Annotated in this window: 20 protein-coding genes and 2 pseudogenes; 15 read left to right on the top strand and 7 right to left on the bottom strand. The window is 69.9% G+C overall.

What is annotated here, in order from left to right; genetic code table 11:
• The first annotated feature begins 4 nt into the window (after window positions 1-4).
• The 3 genes and pseudogenes from AB0K12_RS15635 to AB0K12_RS15645 all read left to right on the top strand — a co-directional run.
• On the top strand, window positions 5-625 hold the full coding sequence (locus tag AB0K12_RS15635) for a hypothetical protein (RefSeq protein WP_364560612.1): 621 nt from the start codon (window positions 5-7) through the stop codon (window positions 623-625).
• A gap of 692 nt (window positions 626-1317) precedes the next feature.
• Window positions 1318-1693, top strand: a pseudogene (locus tag AB0K12_RS15640) (IS5 family transposase); the annotation flags it as partial.
• A 29-nt stretch (window positions 1694-1722) separates the two neighbouring features.
• Window positions 1723-1842: pseudogene (locus tag AB0K12_RS15645) on the top strand (IS3 family transposase); the annotation flags it as partial.
• A gap of 227 nt (window positions 1843-2069) precedes the next feature.
• On the opposite strand, the gene AB0K12_RS15650 reads toward AB0K12_RS15645, so the two are convergent.
• Both AB0K12_RS15650 and AB0K12_RS15655 read right to left on the bottom strand, forming a co-directional pair.
• Window positions 2070-2651: a dihydrofolate reductase family protein gene (locus tag AB0K12_RS15650; RefSeq protein WP_364560614.1), complete on the bottom strand. Its 582-nt coding sequence runs from the start codon at window positions 2649-2651 to the stop codon at window positions 2070-2072.
• A 45-nt stretch (window positions 2652-2696) separates the two neighbouring features.
• Window positions 2697-3575, bottom strand: coding sequence for a helix-turn-helix domain-containing protein (locus AB0K12_RS15655; RefSeq protein ID WP_364560616.1), 879 nt, complete (start codon window positions 3573-3575; stop codon window positions 2697-2699).
• 174 nt (window positions 3576-3749) lie between these two features.
• Here AB0K12_RS15655 and AB0K12_RS15660 point away from each other — a divergent pair, with 174 nt between their 5' ends.
• From AB0K12_RS15660 to AB0K12_RS15705, 10 genes are all read left to right on the top strand, one after another.
• Window positions 3750-4229: a GNAT family N-acetyltransferase gene (locus AB0K12_RS15660; RefSeq protein ID WP_364560619.1), complete on the top strand. Its 480-nt coding sequence runs from the start codon at window positions 3750-3752 to the stop codon at window positions 4227-4229.
• Window positions 4226-4876 (top strand): hypothetical protein, encoded by a 651-nt coding sequence (locus AB0K12_RS15665; RefSeq protein ID WP_364560622.1) that lies wholly within the window; start codon window positions 4226-4228, stop codon window positions 4874-4876. The genes AB0K12_RS15660 and AB0K12_RS15665 overlap by 4 nt, the downstream gene beginning before the upstream one ends.
• Before the next feature lie 5 nt (window positions 4877-4881).
• Window positions 4882-5406 carry a DUF305 domain-containing protein gene (locus tag AB0K12_RS15670; RefSeq protein WP_364560625.1) on the top strand — a complete coding sequence of 175 codons (525 nt, stop codon included), beginning with the start codon at window positions 4882-4884 and terminating at the stop codon, window positions 5404-5406.
• Window positions 5407-5530: 124 nt separating this feature from the next.
• Window positions 5531-6229 carry an FCD domain-containing protein gene (locus tag AB0K12_RS15675; RefSeq protein ID WP_364560627.1) on the top strand — a complete coding sequence of 233 codons (699 nt, stop codon included), beginning with the start codon at window positions 5531-5533 and terminating at the stop codon, window positions 6227-6229.
• A 19-nt stretch (window positions 6230-6248) separates the two neighbouring features.
• On the top strand, window positions 6249-7499 hold the full coding sequence (locus tag AB0K12_RS15680; protein WP_364560630.1) for an ABC transporter substrate-binding protein: 1251 nt from the start codon (window positions 6249-6251) through the stop codon (window positions 7497-7499).
• Entirely contained in the window at window positions 7496-8374 is an 879-nt protein-coding gene (locus AB0K12_RS15685; protein WP_364560633.1) for a sugar ABC transporter permease, read from the top strand. Before AB0K12_RS15680 ends, AB0K12_RS15685 begins: the two co-directional genes overlap by 4 nt.
• Entirely contained in the window at window positions 8371-9183 is an 813-nt protein-coding gene (locus AB0K12_RS15690) for a carbohydrate ABC transporter permease (RefSeq protein WP_364560636.1), read from the top strand. The genes AB0K12_RS15685 and AB0K12_RS15690 overlap by 4 nt, the downstream gene beginning before the upstream one ends.
• Window positions 9180-12140, top strand: coding sequence for a glycoside hydrolase family 38 C-terminal domain-containing protein (locus tag AB0K12_RS15695; protein ID WP_364560639.1), 2961 nt, complete (start codon window positions 9180-9182; stop codon window positions 12138-12140). The genes AB0K12_RS15690 and AB0K12_RS15695 overlap by 4 nt, the downstream gene beginning before the upstream one ends.
• Window positions 12137-13363, top strand: a complete 1227-nt coding sequence (locus AB0K12_RS15700; protein ID WP_364560643.1) for an enolase C-terminal domain-like protein — start codon at window positions 12137-12139, stop codon at window positions 13361-13363. Before AB0K12_RS15695 ends, AB0K12_RS15700 begins: the two co-directional genes overlap by 4 nt.
• A 9-nt stretch (window positions 13364-13372) precedes the next feature.
• Complete coding sequence (locus AB0K12_RS15705; RefSeq protein ID WP_364560646.1) at window positions 13373-14809, top strand: peptidase S10; 1437 nt, start codon at window positions 13373-13375, stop codon at window positions 14807-14809.
• Here the strand turns inward: AB0K12_RS15705 and AB0K12_RS15710 are convergent.
• The 5 genes from AB0K12_RS15710 to AB0K12_RS15730 all read right to left on the bottom strand — a co-directional run bounded on the left by AB0K12_RS15710 (window position 14768) and on the right by AB0K12_RS15730 (window position 19232).
• Entirely contained in the window at window positions 14768-15610 is an 843-nt protein-coding gene (locus tag AB0K12_RS15710; protein WP_364560649.1) for a hypothetical protein, read from the bottom strand. The two genes, AB0K12_RS15705 and AB0K12_RS15710, sit on opposite strands and share 42 nt — an antisense overlap.
• A gap of 71 nt (window positions 15611-15681) precedes the next feature.
• Window positions 15682-16101, bottom strand: a complete 420-nt coding sequence (locus tag AB0K12_RS15715) for a peptidase inhibitor family I36 protein (RefSeq protein WP_355412676.1) — start codon at window positions 16099-16101, stop codon at window positions 15682-15684.
• Window positions 16102-16324: 223 nt separating this feature from the next.
• On the bottom strand, window positions 16325-17107 hold the full coding sequence (locus AB0K12_RS15720; RefSeq protein WP_364560652.1) for an SDR family oxidoreductase: 783 nt from the start codon (window positions 17105-17107) through the stop codon (window positions 16325-16327).
• Window positions 17104-18114 carry a DUF4432 family protein gene (locus AB0K12_RS15725; RefSeq protein ID WP_364560655.1) on the bottom strand — a complete coding sequence of 337 codons (1011 nt, stop codon included), beginning with the start codon at window positions 18112-18114 and terminating at the stop codon, window positions 17104-17106. The genes AB0K12_RS15720 and AB0K12_RS15725 overlap by 4 nt, the downstream gene beginning before the upstream one ends.
• Window positions 18111-19232, bottom strand: a complete 1122-nt coding sequence (locus tag AB0K12_RS15730) for a DUF4185 domain-containing protein (protein WP_364560657.1) — start codon at window positions 19230-19232, stop codon at window positions 18111-18113. The genes AB0K12_RS15725 and AB0K12_RS15730 overlap by 4 nt, the downstream gene beginning before the upstream one ends.
• 125 nt (window positions 19233-19357) lie before the next feature.
• On the opposite strand from AB0K12_RS15730, the gene AB0K12_RS15735 reads away from it, so the two are divergent.
• Entirely contained in the window at window positions 19358-20968 is a 1611-nt protein-coding gene (locus tag AB0K12_RS15735; protein WP_364560660.1) for an ATP-binding cassette domain-containing protein, read from the top strand.
• Between the two features lie 77 nt (window positions 20969-21045).
• The gene (locus AB0K12_RS15740) at window positions 21046-21849 is read left to right on the top strand and encodes a hypothetical protein (protein WP_364560663.1); all 804 of its coding nucleotides are present in this window, start codon (window positions 21046-21048) and stop codon (window positions 21847-21849) included.
• The last annotated feature ends 36 nt before the right edge of the window (window positions 21850-21885 follow it).

Here is a 21885-nt window from a genome sequence, read left to right on the forward strand (position 1 = left end):
CGGCATGACGAGAACTGATCGGATCCTCGGCGCGCCGCTGCCGGCTGCCATGACCACCGGAACAGCAGAATCGACCATGAACGCGCCGGTGGCCACCGGGCGGCTGCGTAACGCGTGGAGGGCCGCCCATGCCTCGGTGGCCGGGGTGCCCCGCTGGGCGCGGATCGCCGCCTACGCCATCCCATTCACCGTGCTGCCGTCCGGCCTCTGGCGGCTGCCGTTCGCGTTCGGCGATGGGCTGCCGATCGGCGAGCGGGCCTACGTCGTCCTGCTGTCTGTCGTGTCGGAGCTGGTGGCGTTCGCGGCCGTCGGACTGGTCGCCGCCTGGGGCGAGCGCTTCCCGCGCTGGGTTCCCGGGCTGGGTGGCCGCAGAGTGCCGACGTCGGTCGCCGTCATCCCCGCCGGTCTCGGCGCCATGGTTTTGACGATCTTGTGGACAGCCGCCGTCGTCACCGAGCTCGTCGGAGTGAACCTGCGAGGCGAGCCGACTCCCGCCAACTTCCCCACCCAAGCAGGCGGCTGGGAGGCGGCGATCTACTACCTTTGCTACCTCCCGCTGCTGCTGTGGGGACCCCTGCTTGCCGCCGCCACCTACGCCTACTACCGGCGCCGCCGCAACACCTGACCCGATCCGGCACGGCACGGGCGCACTTCCTCCAAGTCTTGGCCGGCCACGGACGCCGGCAGATCATGCTGCTGTCCGCCCCAAGACGCCGAGCTGTCGGTCAACCAGGTCGCCGCACGTGCCGGCATCAGCCAGTCCACTGCCTCCCAGCAGCTCGCCCCTCCGCCGCGGCGGCATCGTCACCTCCCGCCGCGATGGCAACGAAGTGCTGTATCGCGGGTGACCGCGACAGCGTCGCCCGCATCCTCGGTGACCTGCAGAACTATCTGATGTTCTGCTGCTGACCGACATCCCGGAGGCGGCTCGGCCGACGATGGTGGCATGCCACGAAGAGGGCGCACCCCGAAGCCGGGCCCGTGCGCGGATGAAGGCGTGCGGTCCGTAAGCATGACGTGGTTCGAACCGCTGCACCGTCCCGTCGGAGGCCCACTCACGCCACGGTGAGGCCGAAATGGGAATCCATGTCCGATCGGAACCGGCCGTAGAGGTTCACATGTGCCCAGAACAGCGGGCTGAGCGCGCGCCGATCCTCCTCCGTGAGCCTGCACCTCGACGTACTCGCGGTCGGTCAGAACTCCTCAGGGCCCGTAGAAGAGGTTGTCGTTGGCGCTGTCACAGTTCTTCACGACCTGCACACCGCTGTTGATCTCCGGCGCAGTTGCTCCTTGTGGCCGTTTCTTCCCGCGGCGCCGTTAGGGCGTCCTCGGGAGGATGACCGGCGGGTGCTGAACGGGATCGTGTGGAAGATCCGTACCGGTGTGGCCTGGCGGGATGCGACACCCCGGTACGGGCCCTGGCAGAGCCTGCATAGGTGGTTCCGGCGCTGGAGCCTGGACGGCACGTCACCGCGATGCTGCAGGCGGTGCAGGCCCGGGCCGATGCGAGCGGCGACATTGACCGGCTGGTGACGGTGGACTCCACCATCGTGCGGACGCACCAGCACGCGACCGGCGCCCGAAAAGGGGACACCCGCGCGGACAGGAGACGGACCACGCCCTCGACCGATCCCGTGGCGGGTTGACCGGCCAGATCCATCTGACCTGTGACGGCACCGGACGGCTGCTGGCGAGAGCCGGCCGCCCTCGGCGCGGGAACTGCGCGACCGGCAGCTAATCGACCACATCACCCGCATCTGGCGCGACAACTACGACGTGTACGGCGTGCGCAAGATCTGGAAGGAACTCAACCGGCAAGGCATCCGCGTGGCCCGCTGCACAGAGACCGGCGCCGCTATTCTCGCCCCTGCCAGTTGCTCCGGCCTCCATCAAACCCGGCGCGGTTCACTTTGCGCGGGAGCTTTCGTACTCGGCTGATGTTCTGCGCGTGTACCAGGCTGTGTACGCGCTCACTACTTACGATCTGTTCGGCATGGGTGCGGAGGATGGGCACTTTCGGTGGTGTGCCGAGCAGTTGCGGCGGAACCCGGACCGGTGTTCAGTGGAGGTCAGTGGCGGACTCGGTAGCGGAGGTGGAGGACTCGGGTGCCTTGGATCACCACGTGGGGGTCTTTGAGTAGGTGAATGGCGTTCAGCGTGCCGAAGTAGCGTTTGCCGGTGCCGAGGATCACCGGGGCCACGTCCATGGCCACCTCGTCCACCAGGCCGGCGGCCAGCATTTGGCCGCCGACGTCTCCTGCGGCCACCTCCACCGTGCGGTCGCCGGCCAGCTCCTGGGCCTTGGCCATGGCGGCTTCGATGCCGCTCACGAAGTGGAAGGGGGCCTGCGGGTCCCAGTCGGCGGGCTGCGGGCGGTGGGTGACGACCACCACGTGGTCGATGTCGGCCGGGGGCTTGCCGTCCCAGCCGCCGGTCAGGTCGAAGACGTGGCGGCCGGCGATCGTGACGCCGATCTCGTCCCAGTACGGCCGGACGTAGTCGTACGAGGCCTGCGTCACCTTGATCTGGCCGTTCTCCTTGAGCGGGACGTCGCCGCCGGCCATCCAGTCGAACAGCGGGCCGACCTCGTCGTTGTCCTTCGCGATGAAACCGTCCACCGACACGGTGGCGTACATGATGACCTTGCCCATGAGGCCCATACTGGCGTGTCCTCGGGGGCGGGGGCTTGTAAGAAATCAAACGGCGGGGAGTGGGCCGACGTTCAGGGCGTGGCCGGGGTGTTCGCTGAGGAAGCGGCGCCTTACCTCGACGTACCGGGTGGGGGTCAGGCCGGTGAATGTGCGGAACTCGTGGGTGAAATGAGCCTGGTCGAAGTAGCCGGCGCGGGTGGCGAGGTCGCCCCAGTCGATCGGGCCCATCGGGTCGATCGCCGTCACGGTGGCGGCGAAGCGGTACGTACGGGCGAGCCGCTTCGGCGTGAGGCCGATGAGGTCCTTGAACCGCTGGGCCAGGTGCGTGCTGCTGACGCCCGCCGCCACGCTCAGGTCGCCGATGGCGACCCTTCCCATGGCCGCCGCTATGACGCCGCTCGTGTGGCGGACCAGGCGGAGGCCGGCGGTGTCGCGGAGGCGGCGGGTCAGCTCGGTCTCCAGACAAGCGAGCATCTCGTACGGCCCGGCCGCCGCGGCCAAGCGCTCGCGCAGCTCGAAGGCGGCGGGACGGCCCCAGACCTGCTCGACCGTGACCGGGCGGTCGCGCAGTTCGCTCGCGGGCATCGGCAGGAACGGGGCCAGGCCCCACGGCTTGAAGTGCACCCCGACCGAGCGGGTGGCGGGCGGGTAGCCGAACTCGACGGCGTGGGTGGGGGTGGTGAGGACGCAGCCGTCGCCGTAGTCGGCAGTCCCGATGCGGAACGGGTCTCCGAGGTTGATGATGAGCACGGCGGACGGCATCGGAGGGAGTATCAGCCTGGGGTATGGGGGCGCACCCTCCAAGTAGTAGAGGTCGTCGATCAGGCCGTCCAACGGTGGTTCCGGCACTCTGGACACATACTCCACGCGCCCCAGCATCGCCGACGCGCGGCAGGGGTCGCCATACCCGGGCAGGGTCGGCATGATGGCGGGATCGGGGGTCGGTGCTGAAGCGAAGGGGGCGTGTCCGTGTCAGGGATCTTTTGGGGCTTGGCTTTCTGCTTGCGGCGTCTGATGCTGCTGATGCGGTGATGAGCCGGCGCGGTGTGGGCGGATAAACCCGTGGCCGTCCTTGCCTGGGGTCGGGATCATTGCGCGGTGACGGAGATCGAGGTGCGGCGGGCCACTGAGGCGGATGCGGTGGTGCTGGCCCAGTTGAATGAGATCGTTCATGCGCTGCATGTCGAGGCGCGGCCCGATGTGTTCGTGTCGGCCGGGGACAAGGAGGAGGTGGCGCGGCTCTTCGTGCGGTTCTTGGGCAGGGAGGGGGCGCTGGCGTTCCTGGCCGAGGAACGGGGGCGGGCGGTCGGGTACGTGACCGGGGTCGTGCATCGGCGCGAAGGTGACGTGATGCTGCGGGCGCGGAGTTTCGTGTCCATCGAGCACATCGCGGTCGATCCTGGCGTGGCAAGGTCGGGGGTCGGGTCGGCTCTCGCCCGGGCGGTACGCGAGGCCGGCAGAGAGGCGGGGTGCACCTCCGTGCTCACCGACGTGTGGCACTTCAACGAGGCCGCGCTGGCCTTCTTCACCGAGCTGGGGTTCCGGCCGATGCGGCACTTCCTTGAGCATGACCTGTGAGCACGGAACGGCGGTTCGCTTCTAAGGAAGACCTTGGTCCCCTGGTACGCGAGGCGTTCGGTGAAAAGCTCGAACGGGTGGAGCGGTTGCGGGGTGGCACCAGGAAGGGGGTCTATCGGCTGACGTTCGAGCGCGGGCCCAGCGTCGTCCTCTACGTGTGGGCCGCCGATGAGAACTTCTGGGGGCCGGGCGCCGACAAGTCGGAGATGGGGCTGTTTCTGGCGGCGCATCGGGAGTTCAGCGAGCTGGGTGTGCGGGTGCCGGAGTTGCGGTTCGTGGACGGGAGTGGGCGGCTCTATCCGGGTGAGGTGGCGGTCGTCGAGGATGTTCGTGGCGGCACGCTCGAACAGCGGCTCGGGAGTGACGACGGCGGTCTTGAACGGCTGGCGGAGCATCTCCAGAGGATGGCGGGGCACCGGTCGGCGGGGCTCGGCGAGGTCGGGCCGGTCAAGGCGGGGGAGGGCAGGCGCAGGACGTGTCCTGAGGTGGTGCTGGGGTGGGCGCTCAAGGATGTGGGGGAGGCGGCCGGACGGGTTGAGGCCATCGGGCACGAGCGGGCCGCGTTCGAGGAGCTGCTGCGCGGCGGGCCCTTGCGTGGGCGGGGATCTTCGAATAGGAAGGTTTCCTGGCTGATAAGCGGGAGTTGAGGCGGTTGCGTACGGTCTTAGCGGTCCTCGGGCTCCTGCTCATCACGGCCTGCGGCGGCGGGCAGGGGGACGAGCCCCCGGTGAACGCCGAGGACGTGATGTTCGTGCAGATGATGGTGCAGCACCATCGGCAGGGCATCGAGATCGCCAAGGTCGGTACGTCGCAGGCCACCGACCCCGAGGTCAAAACCCTCACCTCGGCCATCGAGACCACGCAGCAGGACGAGGTCGAGATGATGACGCGCTGGCTGCGCGACTGGGACCAGCCGCTCACGCCGCCGAGCAGCGCGCACGACCACCACGGTGGCATGCCGGAGACCGACGCCAAGCGCATCCAGGAGCTCAAGGCGTCCAGCAACTTCGAGTACGACCTGCTCAACCTGCTCATCGCGCACCAGGACGACGCCGTGCAGATGGCGGTGTCCGAGGTGGCGAAGGGGGCCAATCCCGAGGTGCAGAAGTGGGCCGCACAGGTGCAGAGCTCCCGTAAGGGGCAGATCGACATGATGCTCAAGCTGCTCAAGCGCTAGCCAAGCCTGAGAGCCTGCTCATCAGGGCTGAGCAACGCGGCGAGAGCCCGTCTCACCACGCAGTCTGTGACGAAACGGTATCCCTCATAGACGCCATCCCGGAAAAGTGATTAGATCACTTGATATGTCCGAGGTAACGCGGCCCTCGCTTTCCGACGCGCTCACCGAGCGCATGCTGGAGCTCATCCGTACAGGCGGGCACCGGCCCGGCGACAGGCTGCCCTCGACCAGGGAGCTCTCCCAGCGCTTCGCCGTCACCACCCCGACGTTGCGCGAGGCGCTGCGCAGGCTCGAGGCCACCGGGGCCATCGAGATGCGGCACGGTTCCGGCATCTATGTCGGGCCCGCGATAGAGCGGCTGGTGCTGCCCAATCCGAACATGCGCGAGATGCACGCCCCCCAGCTCCTGGAGCTGCTCGGCGCGCGGATCGTGATCGAGCCGCCGCTGGCGGCGATGGCCGCGGAGCACGCCGCCGGTGAGGAGCTGGCAGCGCTGCGGCGGGTGCTCGACGAGGCGGGCAGGCATCTGCGCGGCGAGGACGCCGAGCTGCACGACGCGAACATGGCCTTCCACCGGGCGACCGCCCGGCTGGCGGGCAACAGCGTCCTGCACGAGGTGGTCGACTCGCTGCTGACCGTGCACGGTCCGGAGCAGCGCGAGATCCTGCAGATCTTCGACGACCGGCGCCGCGACTACGAGGAGCACCTGGCGATCCTGGGGGCCATCGAAGCACGCGACGCGGCGCAGGCCGAGGAGCGCATGCGGGCCCACCTGGTCGATGTGAAGACCGTTATCGAGCACAGGTTGCAATCCCCCCGATGAGATCCAAGGAGGCCGGCTCATGTTCCGGTCACGTGTGGCCACGCTCGGCGTGGCGGCGCTCGTCCTGGCCGCCTGCGGTGGCAACGGCGCCGGCGAGCAGCAGAAGAAGACGGAGCTGACGCTCTACAACGACAAGGGCGCGTGGTCGAAGTTCTTCGATGAGATGGGCGCGCTGTCGAAGCAGCAGATCGGCCTGGGCATGAAGCCGACGGGCTACACGGACTCGGCGCAGTACCAGGCGTTCATCAAGGCGTCGTTCCGCACGAACGTCAAGCCGGACCTGTTCACCTGGCAGACCGGGGGGATGCTGGAGGAGATCGTCAAGCAGAAGCAGGTGGCCGACACCTCGGCCATCTGGCAGGAGGCGATCAAGGCGGGCGACCTGTCGCAGGACCTGCTGCCCTATTACACGGTCGGTGGCAAGCAGTATTGCGTGCCGATGAACGTCGCCTACTGGGGGATGTTCTACAACAAGAAGATCTTCGACGAGTATGACCTCAAGCCGCCGCAGACCTGGGACGAGCTCGTCCAGACGGCGGAGACCCTGAAGAAGAACGGGGTCAAGGCGTTCTACCACACCAGCGTGCTGTTCTCCTTCGTCTGGTTCGAGCAGCTGCTGGCCGGCACCGACCCCGACCTGTACGACCGCCTCGCCACCGGCCAGGCCAAGTACACCGACCCGGGCGTGGTGCAGGTGATGGAGCGGTGGAAGCAGCTCATCGACGCCGGATATTTCATCAATCCGGGCGACAAAACAGACCCGGGCGACGTCCTCAAGAACGGCAAGGCCGCGATGGTGACGTTCGGCACCTGGTTCAACACCAGCATGACCAGCCGCGACATGAAGGCCGGCACCGACTACGACTTCTTCGTCATCCCCAACGTCAACCCGGCCCTGCCCAAGACGTCGATGATCTTCGAGAGCGGCCCGTTGTGCTCGCTCACCAAGGCAGCCGACCCCGACGCCAGCATGAAGTACCTCAAGTGGTGGACCACCTCGGAGGCGCAGGACAAGTGGGCCAAGAGCCGCGGTGACGTCAGCGCCAACCCGAAGGTGACGATCGACGACAAGGTGCTCGGCACGGTCACCAAGGACGCGGGCGGCGGGAAGTACCGCCTGGTCAACCGCTACTTCGAGGCGACGCCGCCACCGATCCTGACGGCCGCGCTCGACGGGTTCAGCAAGTTCGTCACCGAGCCGGCGTCGTACAAGGAGGTCCTGGAGACCATCCAGAAGGCCGCCGACGAGTACTGGAGCACGCATCAGTGAGTGCGGTGCCATCCCAGTCGCAGCTGAAACGGGGCGCCCCGCTGCTCGGCCGGTTCCGGCACGGGTACGTGGCGCCCGCGGCGCTGCTGGTCGCGGTGCTGCTCTACGCGCCGTTCCTGTGGACCGCCTACCTCAGCCTGACCACCTACGACGGGCTGGAGCCGCCGGTCTGGAACGGCCTGGCGAACTTCGGCAAGCTCTTCGACGACGCGGCGCTGCTGACCTCGATCCGCAACACGCTGATTTGGGTGATCGGCACGATGGCGCTGCCGGTCGGGCTCGGGCTGCTGGTCGCGGTGCTGTCGTACGACATCAAGGGCGGCGCCTGGTTCCGGGTGCCGTTCATGCTCCCGTACGCGCTGAGCGGCGCCGGCCTCGCCATGGTGTGGAGCCCGATCCTGTCGCACGGCGGCATCGCGAACGTGCTGCTCGGCGTGGACACCGCGTTCCTGCAGGACGCGCCGGTGAACACGTTCGCGATGCTCGCGGTCTGGACCTGGCAGCAGCTCGGCGTGAACACGCTGCTGTTCGTCGTCGGCCTGCAGTCGATCCCCAAGGAGCCGATCGAGGCGGCGCGGATGGACGGCGCGTCGGGGTGGCGGCTGTTCCGGCACGTGATCTGGCCGCTCATGCGGCCGCTGACGGCGGTCGTGGTGGGGCTCGCGCTGGTGGCCGGGCTGAAGACGTTCGACATCGTGTGGGTGCTGACGCAGGGCGGCCCTGGACGCAACTCCGAGACGCTCGCGGTGACCATGTACAAGGAGACGTTCGTGGCCAGCGACTACGGCTACGGCTCGGCGGTGGCGGTGCTGCTGACCGTGGTGACCGGGCTGGCCTCCTACCTCTATCTGCGCAGGCAGGTGACGGCCACGTGATCCGCCGTGCCGTGCTCGTCGTGCTCGGGCTGATCTGGCTCGGGCCGACGTACCTGCTGCTCGTCAACGCCTCCCGGCCGGCCGGTTCCTACGACCCGGCCGGCGCGTGGGTGCCCTCGGGCGACTTCGCCCTGTTCGACAACTTCGCCATCGCGCTGGACAGCGCGGACCTGACGCGGAGCCTGGCCAGCACCGCGCTCTACAGCATCGTCTCGCCGCTGCTCGGCGTGCTCGTCGGCGCGCTGGCGGGCTACGTGATCGTGGTGCTCAGACTGCGCTACGGGTTCTGGTGGTTCCTGCTGATCTTCGGCGGCACGATCTTCCCCTCGCAGATGCTGCTGGTGCCGCTGTTCGTCGGCTACAGCGACGCCGGCCTGTACGACAGCCGCCTCGGCATGATCCTCATCTACACGGCGATCAACGTGCCGCTGGCCGCGTTCGTGCTGCGCAACTTCTACAGCGGCGTCGCGTTCTCGGTCTTCGAGGCGGCCCGCATGGACGGCGCCTCGACGTGGCGCATCTTCTGGCGCATCTACCTGCCGATCTCGTTCACGGCGCTGGCCGCCGTGTTCATCCTCGAGTTCACCTTCATCTGGAACGACCTCATCTTCGGCCTGACCCTGAGCCAGACCGAGGAGGTACGCCCGGTCATGACCGCCATCGCGGGCCTCATGACCGACGTGTACGCCGGCACCCCGGTCCCGGTCGGCCTGGCCGCCGGGCTCGTGGTCTCGCTGCCGACCGTGGTGTTGTTCCTGGCAACCCAGCGCCTCTTCGCCAGGGGCCTGTCTCTAGGGAGTGTTCAATGACCAGCCGGTTGCTCCAGCGCAGCCTGGGGAGTCCCGACTACGACGGGATCAGGCAGGCGCTGCGAGACGACACCTCGACGCCCGTGCTCAGCGTGCGCGGGCTGGAGGTCAGGGTCGCGGTGCTGCCGCTGTTCACCCACGACGGCCGCCAGGCGGTCCGGGTCTCCAGCACCGAGCCGCTGACCCACGTGCTGGTGGGCGTGGACAGCGCGTCGGGCCGCGACGTGACGTTGCTGGTGCCGGAGGTGGACGCGCCGCGCGTGTTCACGCTGGAGTGCCGCGACGACGCGGGCGTGGTGGGCAGCGCGCAGATCACGGTTTCGCCGCAGCGCAAGTGGAGCGTGTTCGTGGTGCACCACTCGCATCTCGACATCGGCTACACCGACCCGCAGGGCACGGTGCTGCGTCACCACCTCGACTACCTCGACGCGGCCGTACGCCTCGGGCAGGAGACCGCGTCCTGGCCGGACGACGCCAAGTTCCGCTGGACGGTCGAGTCGTCCATGCCGGCGCTGCGCTGGCTGGAGCATCGGCCGAAGGAGATGGTGGACGCCTTCGCCGAGCTGGCCAGGGCGGGCCTGATCGAGGTGACGGCGCTGCCGTTCCAGCTGCACACCGAGGCGTGCTCGACCGAGGAGCTGCACCGGCAGCTGCGCTTCACCGCGCAGCTCGAACGCCGCTACGGCTTCGCCACGAAGTCGGCCATGCACACCGACGTGCCCGGCGCGGTCGTGGGCCTCGTGGACGCGCTCAGTCAGCACGGCGTGCGCTATCTCGCGGCGGCGCACAACTGGGCGGGGCGGTCGGTGCCGTACCTGCACGGCGGTGACAAGCTGAGCCGGCCGTTCCGCTGGCGGGCGCCGAGCGGCAACGAGATCCTCGTGTGGTTCACCGACACGCCGCACGGGATGGCGTACATGGAGGGCAACACGGTCGGGCTGACCGACTCCTACGAGCTGGCCGACGACCTGCTGCCGCGCTACCTGTCGGCGCTGGCGACGCGCGGCTACCCGTACGGGCCGGGCACGTTCGGCTGGCAGGGGCCCGACGCGCCGAAGGAGCCGTACGAGCTGGACGTGCTGCACCTGCGGGTGCAGGGCGCGCACGCCGACAACGCGGGGCCGTCGATCGTGCCGGCCACGATCGCGCGGCGGTGGAACGAGCAGTGGGCCTACCCCCGGCTGCGCAGCGCGGTCAACAGCGACTTCTTCGAGCACGTCGAGGAGCGCTACCACGACCGCCTGGCGGTGCACGAGGGCGACTGGACCGACTGGTGGGCCGACGGGCTCGGCTCGGGTGCCCGCCCGCTGGGCTACGTGCGCAGGGCGCAGTCGGCGCTGCGGGTGGCCGAGACGCTGCACACGCTGGCCGGGGTGGACGCGACCGAGCGGATCGACGCGGCGTACGACAAGGTCGCGCTGTTCAACGAGCACACGTGGGGCGCGGCGAACCCGTGGGAGGACGCCGAGGAGGGCGGCGATTCGGGCGGCCTGCAGTGGACGCGCAAGTCGTCCGGCGCGTACGACGCCCAGGACGACGCCTCCGACCTGCTGCACGCGGCGGCCAGGAGGTTCGGCGCGGCGCTGTCGGAGTCGGGCACAGAGTCGGGCACGGAGTCGGGCACGGAGGGCGGCGCGCTGTCGTCGTTCGCCGTCTTCAACCCGGCGACGTGGACGCGCACCGACGTCGTCCGCGCCTTCCTGCCCCGGGACGTCGTCGGCGTGGAGGTGCCGATCGCGCTCGTGGACGCGCGGACCGGCGAGCGGCTGCCGCACCACGAGGAGCTGGTGGACCCGGCGGACTGGCCGACCAGGCCGATCGGCCGGCACGTGCACGCGGTCGTGCCCGACGTGCCCGGTTTCGGCTACGTCAGGCTCGACGTCGTGCCCGGCGAGACGCAGGCTCCGGAGCCGGTCGAGCTGGACGAGAGCGGGGTGATCGAGAACGAGTTCTACCGCGTGGCGTACGACGTGCGCGAGGGCTGCATCGGCTCGATCTTCGACAAGCGGGCAGGCCGCGAGCTGGTCAACGGCGACGCGGCGGCCGGTTTCGGCCAGTACGTCTACGACCGCTACGCCACCGCCCCGCACTTCAACCACCTGTCGGGCCACGTCGGCGCGCACGACCGCACGCTGCTCGGCGACCGGGCGATCGGCGAGCACGCCAGGATCACCGAGGCCAGGCGCACGGCCGTGGGCGAGAAGCTGGTCGTGGAGCTGCGCGGCAAGGGCGTGGACTGGATCCGCACCACGATCGAGCTGCACCACGGCGTGCCCAGGCTCGACCTGACCTACCAGCTCGCCAAGCAGGGCACCCCGGCGAAGGAGGCGGTCTTCCTGGCCTTCCCGTTCGCCGCGGGCCAGGCCACGGCCTGGGAGCTGACCGGCGGCGTCGGCGGGCCCGATGTGCCGAGAGTGCCGGGCTCGGCCGAGTACATGCTGCCGATCAGGCACTGGATCGCCTTCGAGGACCCTGAGCTGACCATCGCCTGGGCCACGCTGGAGGCGCCGCTGGTGCAGCTCGGCACCATCCACATGCCGTACGCGCCGTTCCCGCCGACCCTCGACCAGGAGGACGGCACGGTCTACTCGTGGGCGCTCAACAACATCTGGGACACCAACTTCCCCGCGCAGCAGCAGGGCGAGACGACGTTCCGGTACGCGGTGACGTCCGGGACGGGCGGCGCGGGCGGGCGGCGGCTCGGCGCGGCGGCGGCGTCGGGGCTCTGCGAGCCGTTCGTGGGCGCGTTGATCACCGACAGCCCTGAGGTGTCGGAGACGTACGTGCGTGTCGATCATCCCGACGTGCTGGTCACCTCGATCGGCTGGGAGGGCGTGCGGCTGCAGTCGCTGGCCGCCGAGCCGGTGGAGACCACGGTGACGCTGCCGGGGCAGGAGCCGGTCGAGGTGCGGTTGCCCGCGTGCGGGGTGGCCGTGGTCAGGGGGACGCGCCAGTGAAGATCGTCGACATCAGGGCCACGACGGTGGCCGTGCCCCTGGAGGCGCCGCTGCGGCACAGCAACGGCGCGCACTGGGGGCGCTTCGTCCGGACGATCGTCGAGGTCGAGGCCGACAACGGGCTCATCGGGCTCGGTGAGATGGGCGGCGGCGGGGAGAGCGCGGAAGCGGCCTTCCGCGCGCTCCTGCCGTACCTGAAGGGGCACGACCCGTTCCAGCTCGAAGCGCTGCGCTTCAAGATCGCGAACCCGACGGCCTCGCTCTACAACAACCGCACGCAGCTGCTCGCCGCGATCGAGTTCGCCTGCCTCGACCTGGTCGGGCAGCACCTCGGGGTGCCGGTCAGCGACCTGCTCGGCGGGCGCGTCAGGGACGCGGTGCCGTTCGCGTCGTACCTGTTCTTCCGGTACGCCTCCGACGCCCACGCCGAGATCCGCACCCCCGAGCAGCTCGTCGAGCACACGGCGCGGCTGAAGGAGGAGCACGGGTTCACCGTCCACAAGCTCAAGGGCGGCGTCTTCCCGCCGGACCACGAGCTGGAGTGCTACCGCGCGCTGGCCGAGGCGTTCCCCGGCGACCGGCTCAGGTACGACCCCAACGCGGTGCTGTCGGTGGCCGAGGGGCTGCGCTTCGGCAAGGCGATCGAGCACCTGAACAACGACTACCTGGAGGATCCGGTCTGGGGGCTCGAAGGGTTGCGGGCCGTGCGCGCGCAGATCGGCGTGCCGCTGGCGACGAACACGGTCGTGGTGAACTTCGAGCAGCTCGCCTCCAACGTGCTGCGCAGGAGCGCCGACGTGATCCTGCTGGACACGACGTTCTGGGGCGGCATCAGGCCGTGCGTCAAGGCGGCGGGGGTGTGCGAGACGTTCCAGCTCGGGGTGGCCGTGCACTCGTCGGGGGAGCTGGGCATCCAGCTCGCGACGATGCTGCACCTCGGTGCGGTGCTGCCGAACCTCACCTACGCCGCCGACGCCCACTACCACCAGCTCAGGGACGACGTGATCGAGGGCGGGAAGATGGCGTACTCGGAGGGCGCCATCGCCGTCCCGACCGGTCCAGGGCTGGGCGTGCGGCTGGACCGGGATCAGGTGGCGCGCTACGCCGAGCTCTACAAGGAGCTGGGCGGCTACCCGTACGACCGCGATCCGGGGCGTCCCGGCTGGTACGCGACGGTCCCCAACGAGAGGTTCGCGGATCCCGCGGTGGAAATCGCACCATAATGGGGCGATATGTCTGAAGAGTCGAAGCCAGCCGCCCCTGCCGACAACCTCGTCACCTCCTCCCACACCCTGCCGTCCGGCCAGGCGTACACCGCCACCGCCGGCACGATGGTGCTGCGCGAGGAGGTGACCACCGACGGCACGTTCGAGGGCCTGCGCCCCAAGGCGGAGGTGTTCATCACCGCCTACACCCTTGACGGCGCCGACCCCGGCAGCAGGCCGGTGACGTTCGCCTTCAACGGCGGGCCCGGCTCGTCCAGCGTGTGGCTGCACCTGGGCGTGCTCGGGCCCCGCCGGGTCGTCATGGGCGACGCCGGAGCGCTGCTGCCGCCCCCGTACGGGCTGGTGGACAACGAGGAGAGCCTGCTGCGGGTGAGCGACCTGGTCTTCATCGACCCGGTCTCCACCGGCTACTCGCGGGCCGCCCAAGGGGAGAAGGCGGAGCCGTACCACGGCTTCACCGGCGACCTGGAGTCGGTCGGCGAGGTGATCAGGCTGTGGACCACCAGGAACGGCCGGTGGATGTCGCCGAAATTCCTCGCCGGCGAGTCGTACGGCACCGTGCGCGCCGCCGGGCTCGCCCAGCACCTGCAGTCGCGCTACGGCATGTACCTCAACGGCGTCATGCTCATCTCCTCGGTGCTCGACTTCATCACCGGCGAGTTCAACGAGGGCAACGACCTGGCCTACGCGCTCTACCTCCCGACGTACGCGGCCATCGCCCACTACCACGGCCTGCACGGCGACCGGCCGCTGGCCGACGTGCTGCGCGAGGCAGAGGAGTACGCCGACCGCGACTACCTGTGGGCGCTGGCCAGGGGCAACCGGCTCACCGCCGAGGAGCGCGCGGCGGCCGTCGCCAAGGTCGCCGGGCTGACCGGGCTGAGCACCGACTACGTGGACCGGGTGGACCTGCGCATCGAGCACATCAGGTTCTTCACCGAGGTGCTGCGCCACCGGCGGCAGGTCGTCGGCCGGCTCGACGGCCGCTTCACCGGCTGGGACCCCGACGGCGGCCGCGAGCACTTCGCCGCCGATCCCAGCATGGACGCGATCATGGGGCCGTACAGCGCGGCGCTCAACCACTACCTGCGCACCGACCTGGGCTACGCCAACGACCTGCCGTACGAGGTGCTCACCTCGCGGGTGCGGCCGTGGTCGTACAAGGAGTTCGAGAACGCGCACGTGCAGGTCGCCTCCCGCCTGGGGGCGGCGATGCGGGCCAATCCGCACCTGCGCGTGCACGTCGCCTGCGGCTACCACGACGGCGCCACGCCGTACTTCGCCGCCGAGCACACCTTCGCCCACCTGCCCGTGCCGCCCGAGCTGACCGGCAACATCGAGTTCAAGTACTACGAGGCCGGCCACATGATGTACGTGCACGAGCCCAGCAGGCTCGCCCAGTCAGCTCACCTGGCGGCGTTCGTCCTCGGAGAGCAGGCGTGAGGCTCTGGCCAGGCGCTGCCTGAGGTTCTGGCGCAGCGCGGCGAAGCGGTCGGGATTGTCGCGGATGAGGGCGTTCTGCAGGTCGGCGTCGGCCGCGTACCAGGCCGCGACCAGGCCCGACGCCCACTTGCACGTGGTGTCGGCCGTCGCGGTCTGCCGCTCCTCCTCCGTCACCGCCGTGGGCTCGTCCAGGTTCCAGCGGCTGTCGGCGATGGCGGCCTCGGGCGCGGGGTAGGAGTGGCCGGCCTGGCTCATGCACGACTGCCAGCGCTTGACCGCCGCCGTCACCGTCGGGTGCTTGGCGGCCTGCTCCAGCGTCAGCGAGTCCTGCAGGGCCAGCCACGGCCAGTCCGCCTTGCGCGCCCCCTCGTCCAGGGCGAGCGTGGCGCGGTCGAGGCAGCCGCGGTCGGCCGCGGTGCCGTACAGGCGGTGGCGGGTGTGCTTGGGCAGCTTGCCGGCCCAGGCGCCGGTCGTGTCGGGAGAGGGCGGCCTGGCCAGGTGGTAGCCGTGCCGCTTGGCCGCGTCCGGGTCGGTGACGCCGTAGCGGCGGGAGTTGCCGGGATCCACGGCGGCGATCGCGGCCGCGCTCTCGGCGGGCGGGTCGATGGTGATGCCCTGCTTGCGCATGCACCTGACGACGAGACGGTTGTGGGCGTTGCCCAGCACGGCCCGCTGCTCGGGAGTGGTCTTGTAGGCGTCGAACGGGAGCACGAGGTGTGACACCGAGGTGACGCCCTTGGTGGGCGCGGGCGGTGCCACCGGCTCTTCGACGCCGCAGGCCGCGGCCGTCGCCAGCACCAAAGTGCTCGCGATGAGCCGGCGGCAGCCGGTTTCCGAGGGCCAAGCCCGGAAACCGGCACTCCCTTTATCGCTCAGCGGCACCAGATGTCGAGCGCGCTGGCGCGGTTGTTGCCGATGGCGTTGTTCGCCAGGAAACCGTCGTTCGAGTTGTGCGTGAACGTGCTGTGCGCACCCGTGTAGCCGGGGTGCTGCCAGAGCGTCGCACTGCAGCCGATGCGGTTGCGCACCGAGCTGGTCTCGTTGTCCATGCTGTGCCAGGAGTTGCTGAAGTCCCAGTTCAGCCAGTTGTTGTCGGCGAAGTTGGAGTCGTCCGAGATGAAGTCCCGCCAGTGGTCGACCTGGCCGCGGTTGTAGTCGTAACCGGCGTACAGGCAGACCCGGCCGCCGTAGCAGGTCGAGCGGGGGCTGGCCACCGCGGCGGCAGCGGGGGCGACCACGGTGAACAGCGTGGCCGCGGCGATGAGACCGGCGGCCTTCTTGGTGAGCCTCACAGGTTTCTCTCCGATCAGTGAGTCGTTTCTGCCGGGAACCCGGCGCGCCGGAATCGCACGCGAGCGGCCATGACCCGCGTCGATTTCCCAAAGGCGCCGCGCCCCTGGAACGGGTCGCGGGCCCGGCCCGCCGCACTCACTGCTATCAGGGCCCTGCCCTGCGCTTTCGCCGCGTTGGCAGAAGTGTTGGCCCTCGTGGAGGAACCCGTGGTCTGCGCTCGACCTATTCGGGAAGCTCCTCGGGAAGCGCCGCGGGGTTCTGCGCGAGCAGCCCGCCGTCCACGCGGTGCTCGGCTCCGGTGACGAACGACGAGCGCGGCCCGGCCAGGAACGCCACCACCTCCGCCACCTCCTCAGGGCGGCCCACGCGGCCCAGCGGATGGGTCCTGCCCCACTGCGCGACCTGCTCCTCCTGCGACAGCTCGCCCCGCCACAGGTCGGCCGCCCAGCGCAGCATCGGCGTGTCGACCGAGCCTGGGCAGACCGCGTTCACCCGGACGCCGTCCTTGGCGTGGTCCAGCGCCATGGCCTTGACCAGCCCGTTCAGCGCGGCCTTGCTCGCCGTGTACGCCGCCACCTGCGCCTGCGAGGCGAACGCCTGCACCGACGACACCACCACGATCGAGCCGCCGCCACGGGCGCGCAGCTGCGGCATCGCGGCCTTGCAGGTCAGGTAGACGCCCTTGAGGTTGATGTCGAGCACCTCGTCCCAGACCTCCTCGGGGGTGTCCTCGACCGTGCCGTAGCGCTGCACGCCCGCGCTGGTCACCACGATGTCCAGGCCGCCGTACCGGGAGACCGCGAGGTCCACCAGGCCGCGCAGGTCGTCGGCGCGGCGCACGTCGGCGACCCGGCCGGTGACGCGCTCGCCGTCCTGCTCGGCGTCCTTGTCGACGCCGCAGAACACCACCGACGCGCCGCCGGCCGCGAGCCGCTCGACCACCGCCCGCCCGATGCCCATCGAACCGCCCGTGACCAGCGCCACCTTGCCGTCGAACTCGGTCATGCCACCACCTCAGCGCGCATCTTCAACACCTTCGTCTCGTACGGGCCCAGCTCCATGGCCGTCCCGTTGTCCACGGCCGCGGCCAGGCCGTCGGTCGGCATGCCGGCGAACGGCTCAAGGCCGACCGTGTACGCCTGACCCCACCAGGGGTACCCCGTGGTGGCGCCCAGCTCCTGCCACATCCACAGGTAGGGCAGGAGCGTGGCGTCCCACTCCACCCGGAAGCCGACCGCGCCGGTGATCTCGTACCAGCCTTCGTCGAAACCGGTGAGGTAGACGATGTCGCTCGGCTCGCCGCGCTCGGGCACCACGCTCAGGTCCACCTCGCCGCCCCCGTCGGCGGGCACCACCGGCCACCGCCACGGGCCGCCCGCCTTGACCCGGCGCCCGCCGGGCGCGATCGGGGTCTCGTGCGGGATCACGGTGACGCCGTCGGGCAGCCTGATCCGGCCGCCCGGCCGCAGGAACGGCAGGCCGTACACGATGTGCTGGCCCCACATGGCGTGCAGCGGGAGCCCCGACTCGTTGGTGGCGCGCGCCTCGATCTCCAGCGCGGCCGTGCCGGAGCGCAGCCGCAGCACCTTCTCCATCCGGTACGGCAGCCGCCGCGTCCGCACGCTGAGCCGTACCGCGACCTCCTCGGGGGAGTCGGCCACGACCGCGCACTCCCACGGCAGCCCCGCCACCTCGCCGTGCTGCGCCAGCCGCGCGCCGCGGTATGCGCTGGGCGCTCCGCCGTTGGGGAAGACGTCCTGCCAGCCGCCCTCGTAGTGGTCGATGAAGGGGGCGACGTCGTCGGGCGCGCCCTGGAGGTGCTCGCGCGGGTCGCGCAGGCCGCGCGGCGTGAGCCAGACGAGGTCGGTGTCGGTCGGCTTGTGCAGGAACTCGACGACGTCACCGCCCTTGCCCGGCAGCACGGTCACGCGCAGCCGCTCGTTGTCCAGGGTGACCGCGGCCAGCCCCTCGATCGTGCCCTGCCGCAGGCGGGCCGCCCAGTTGCGCCTCATTGGAACGTCACGTCCAGGAAGCGCGGACGGTAGATGGAGACGTCGTCGTAGTGGTCGGTGTTGACGAAGCTGTTCACGTTGTACGACACCACGAGGCCGGGCCCGTCGATCTCCGGGTGCGCGTGGGCGTTGTAGGTGAAGATGTTCCCGCCGGTCTCGGGGGTCGTGTAGACGTGCTGCTTGGCGGTGAAGGGGCCGGCGGGTGAGCAGGCGGAGTAGGCGACGATGTTCGGGTTGAGCGCCACGGTCGTGTCATGCGTAATCAGGACATATCCGGATCCGACCTTGCTGACGCTGTACTCGTTCGCCACCCCGTCCATCACCCGCGCCGAGTCGGCCGGGTCCGCCGACCAGCCGCCGTCGGCCGTGCGGTACTCCCAGCGGCCCAGCAGGCTGTCGCCCTTGACCCTGGCGATGTGCATGTACTTCGGCGAGCCGAGGTCCTCGACCCCGTAGACGTAGGTGTGGCCGCCGTCCCTGAGGATGCCCGACGCCCAGGCCACCCCGTGGCCGCTCGGCAGGTCGTGCACGCTGATCGGGCGCTCAAGGCGGCCCGGCGCGAACCGGGCGACCACGTTGCGGTGCCAGCGCCAGTCCCACGCGCCTTCGCCGAAGCGCTCGTACTCCTGGTAGGTGACCTCCACCAGGCCGCCGGCCAGCGTGGCGTCGCCGGCCCAGTACCAGTGGTTCTCGTCGCGCGGGGGCATCACGGCCTTGGGCTTCGCCTCGGTGCCGCCGTGGATCGTGGCCAGCCGGCCGTTGCGCTCGACGGCGAAGGTGTTGTTGAGGAAGACCGTCGAGCCGCCCTCCTCGACCACCGGGGGCCTGGAGCCGTCCTCGTTGACCCGGCCGAGGAACGTGTCGGAGAAGACCCACAGCTCCTTGCCGCCGGGCAGCTTGAGCGAGTACGTGCCGTCGGCGCCCGTCCAGTCGTCCAGGCGGTTGTTGTCGTTGCCGTGGTTGGTGAACAGGCTGGTCAGCCGGGTGTCGGGGGTGGCGCTCCGGACCGTGGGGGCGCAGGTGGACGTTTCTTGTGCCGCTGCGGCGGGTTGAGGGACGGCGGTGAAGCCGAGCAACGCGATGGCGAGGGGGGCGAGGGCGGTGCGGAATCGCGTCATGACCGTTCCTAGGGGGAGGGGAGTTCCCTACAGTTCTAGTCATTAGATCACTTGGTGTCCAGGCCCCTCGTGAGGGCGGCGAAATCCGGATGACCGGGTGGCGGGGCGCCCGTTACCCTGCCGGGATGGGCCACGTGGAAGTAGGACATTTGACGTACGTGCTGCCTGACGGGCGGCCGCTGCTCAACGACGTCTCCTTCCGCGTCGGCGAGGGCGTCAAGGCGGCGCTCGTCGGGCCCAACGGCGCGGGCAAGACCACGCTCATGCGCCTCATCGCCGGCGACATCCAGCCCGTCGAGGGCAGCGTGGCGAGCTCCGGCGGGCTCGGCGTGATGCGGCAGTTCATCGGCAGCGTGCGCGACAGCAGCACCGTGCGTGACCTGCTGCTCGGCGTCGCGCCCCCGGCCGTGCGGCAGGCGGCGAAGCGGCTCGACGAGGCCGAGCTGGCCATGATGGAGCGCGACGACGAGAAGACGCAACTTCGCTACGCCCAGGCCATCAGCGACTACACCGACGCCGGCGGCTACGAGATCGAGGTGCTCTGGGACACCTGTACGGTCGCCGCGCTCGGCGTCCCGTTCGACCGGGTGCAATACCGCGACGTCGCCACATTGTCGGGCGGCGAGCAGAAGCGCCTGGTCCTGGAGGCGCTGCTGCGCGGCCCCGACCAGACCCTGCTGCTCGACGAGCCCGACAACTACCTCGACGTGCCCGGCAAGGAGTGGCTGGAGCGGCAGCTCAAGGAGACGCCCAAGACCGTCCTGCTGGTCAGCCACGACCGCCAGCTCCTCGCGAACGCGGCCGACCGCATCGTCACCGTCGAGTCGGGCAACATCTGGATCCACGGCGGCGGCTTCGCCACGTACGCGGAGGCGCGCAGGGCCCGCAACGAGCGCCTCGACGAGCTGCGCAGGCGCTGGGACGAAGAGCACGCCAAGATCAAGGCCCTGGTCAACATGCTGAAGAACAAGGCGCGCTACAACGACGGCATGGCGGCCGCCTACCACGCCGCCCAGACCAGGCTGCGCAAGTTCGAGGAGGCGGGGCCGCCCGAGGTGGCGCCGAGCGAGCAGCACATCTCCATGCGGCTGCGCGGCGGCCGCACCGGCAAGCGGGCGGTGATCTGCGAGCAGCTCGAGCTCACCGGCCTCATGCGCCCGTTCGACCTGGAGGTCTGGTACGCCGAGCGGGTCGCCGTGCTCGGCTCCAACGGCTCGGGCAAGTCCCACTTCCTGCGCCTGCTGGCCGGCGAGCAGGTCGCCCACGAGGGCGTGGCGAGGCTGGGGGCCCGCGTGGTGCCCGGCCACTTCGCGCAGACCCACGCGCGTCCCGACCTGCGTGGCCGCACCCCGGTCGAGATCGTCATGACCGAGCACGCCAGGCTCAAGAACGAGGCGATGAAGGCGCTGGCCCGCTACGAGCTGGCCGGCCGCGTCGCCGAGCAGCGCTTCGAGACGCTCTCCGGCGGCCAGCAGGCCCGGCTGCAGATCCTGCTGCTCGAGCTGTCGGGCGCCACGCTGCTGCTGCTCGACGAGCCGACCGACAACCTCGATCTGGCCAGCGCGGAGGCGCTGCAGGCGGGCCTGGAGGCGTTCGACGGCACGGTGCTGGCGGTCACGCACGACCGGTGGTTCGCCGCCGACTTCGACCGCTACCTCGTCTTCGGCGCCGACGGCACGGTCTACGAGTCGCCCGAGCCGGTCTGGGACGAGTCGCGCGTGGTGCGTCCCCGGTGAGAGACCCGCGTTAAAGAGTTGGTACGGCTGGCGCGTGTCCGCTGCCGGTCGTGCCATGTTCGGGTTATCACGGCAAAGTGATCCCGCGTAGCCGAACCGTCAGCCTCCTCGCACTCGGGGCGATCTGCCTCGCCGGGTGCGCGAGCGAGGAACGTCCCGTCCAGCCCCAGCTCAAGCCGCTCGCGATGAAGGAGCAGGTCTCCAACATCGTCAAGTCCGCCGACGGGTACGCCGTCAACTGGGCGGGCGTGCTGACCAACGCCAACCCGTGGCACTTCGGCGAGCACGTGGTCGCCACCATCGTCGGCCATGACGCCAAGGGCGCCGAGGTGCTGAAGCTGGACCAGCCGCTCGACGCGGTGCCGCCGGGCGGCTCGCTGGCCTTCACCGGGCAGGCTCCGGCCTCGGTGAAGCCGGCGAAGGTGACGATCCAATACCGGCCCGCGCGGTGGCGGCAGGCGGCGCGGATCGTGTCGTCGTTCCAGCCGTTCCCGATCAGCCGGGTGCAGACCCTGCCCCAGAAAGACGGCTCTTACCTCATTACCGGATATGTCGATAATCCCTATCAAATGCCGGTGAGCAGCCTGGTCGTGACGGCGATGTTGCGTGATAAATCCGGAAAACTTCTCGGCGGTGGCGACACGTTCGTGGACGACGTGAAGGCGGGCAGCGCGCCCAGGTTCGTGCTGTCGGTGCTCGGCCTGCCGAAGAACGCCAAGGTCGCCAAGACCGAGATCACCGCCAGGACCTGGGGGTCGACCGGGCGTCCTTACGAGGAGCTGGCGCTGGCCGGCGCGGTGCCGATGCACACGGTCAAGCCGACGAGTGAGCCGTTCGCGGTGGACAGGAGCACTGCTGTCCTCTCTGAACACAAACAGTGATTTCCGCAAATTTCGGGCGGTAATGCTGTGCGGCGC

It is taken from the genome of Nonomuraea sp. NPDC049419 (genome assembly GCF_040676995.1).
Taxonomy (GTDB): domain Bacteria; phylum Actinomycetota; class Actinomycetes; order Streptosporangiales; family Streptosporangiaceae; genus Nonomuraea; species Nonomuraea salmonea.

Coding starts and splice junctions, on each gene's coding strand:
- AB0K12_RS15635 (WP_364560612.1), top strand. CDS start 5: ATGACGAGAACTGATCGGATCCTCGGCGCGCCGCTGCCGGCTGCCATG.
- AB0K12_RS15650 (WP_364560614.1), bottom strand. CDS start 2,651: ATGGGCAAGGTCATCATGTACGCCACCGTGTCGGTGGACGGTTTCATC.
- AB0K12_RS15655 (WP_364560616.1), bottom strand. CDS start 3,575: ATGCCGACCCTGCCCGGGTATGGCGACCCCTGCCGCGCGTCGGCGATG.
- AB0K12_RS15675 (WP_364560627.1), top strand. CDS start 5,531: ATGTCCGAGGTAACGCGGCCCTCGCTTTCCGACGCGCTCACCGAGCGC.
- AB0K12_RS15680 (WP_364560630.1), top strand. CDS start 6,249: ATGTTCCGGTCACGTGTGGCCACGCTCGGCGTGGCGGCGCTCGTCCTG.
- AB0K12_RS15695 (WP_364560639.1), top strand. CDS start 9,180: ATGACCAGCCGGTTGCTCCAGCGCAGCCTGGGGAGTCCCGACTACGAC.
- AB0K12_RS15705 (WP_364560646.1), top strand. CDS start 13,373: ATGTCTGAAGAGTCGAAGCCAGCCGCCCCTGCCGACAACCTCGTCACC.
- AB0K12_RS15720 (WP_364560652.1), bottom strand. CDS start 17,107: ATGACCGAGTTCGACGGCAAGGTGGCGCTGGTCACGGGCGGTTCGATG.
- AB0K12_RS15725 (WP_364560655.1), bottom strand. CDS start 18,114: ATGAGGCGCAACTGGGCGGCCCGCCTGCGGCAGGGCACGATCGAGGGG.
- AB0K12_RS15730 (WP_364560657.1), bottom strand. CDS start 19,232: ATGACGCGATTCCGCACCGCCCTCGCCCCCCTCGCCATCGCGTTGCTC.
- AB0K12_RS15735 (WP_364560660.1), top strand. CDS start 19,358: ATGGGCCACGTGGAAGTAGGACATTTGACGTACGTGCTGCCTGACGGG.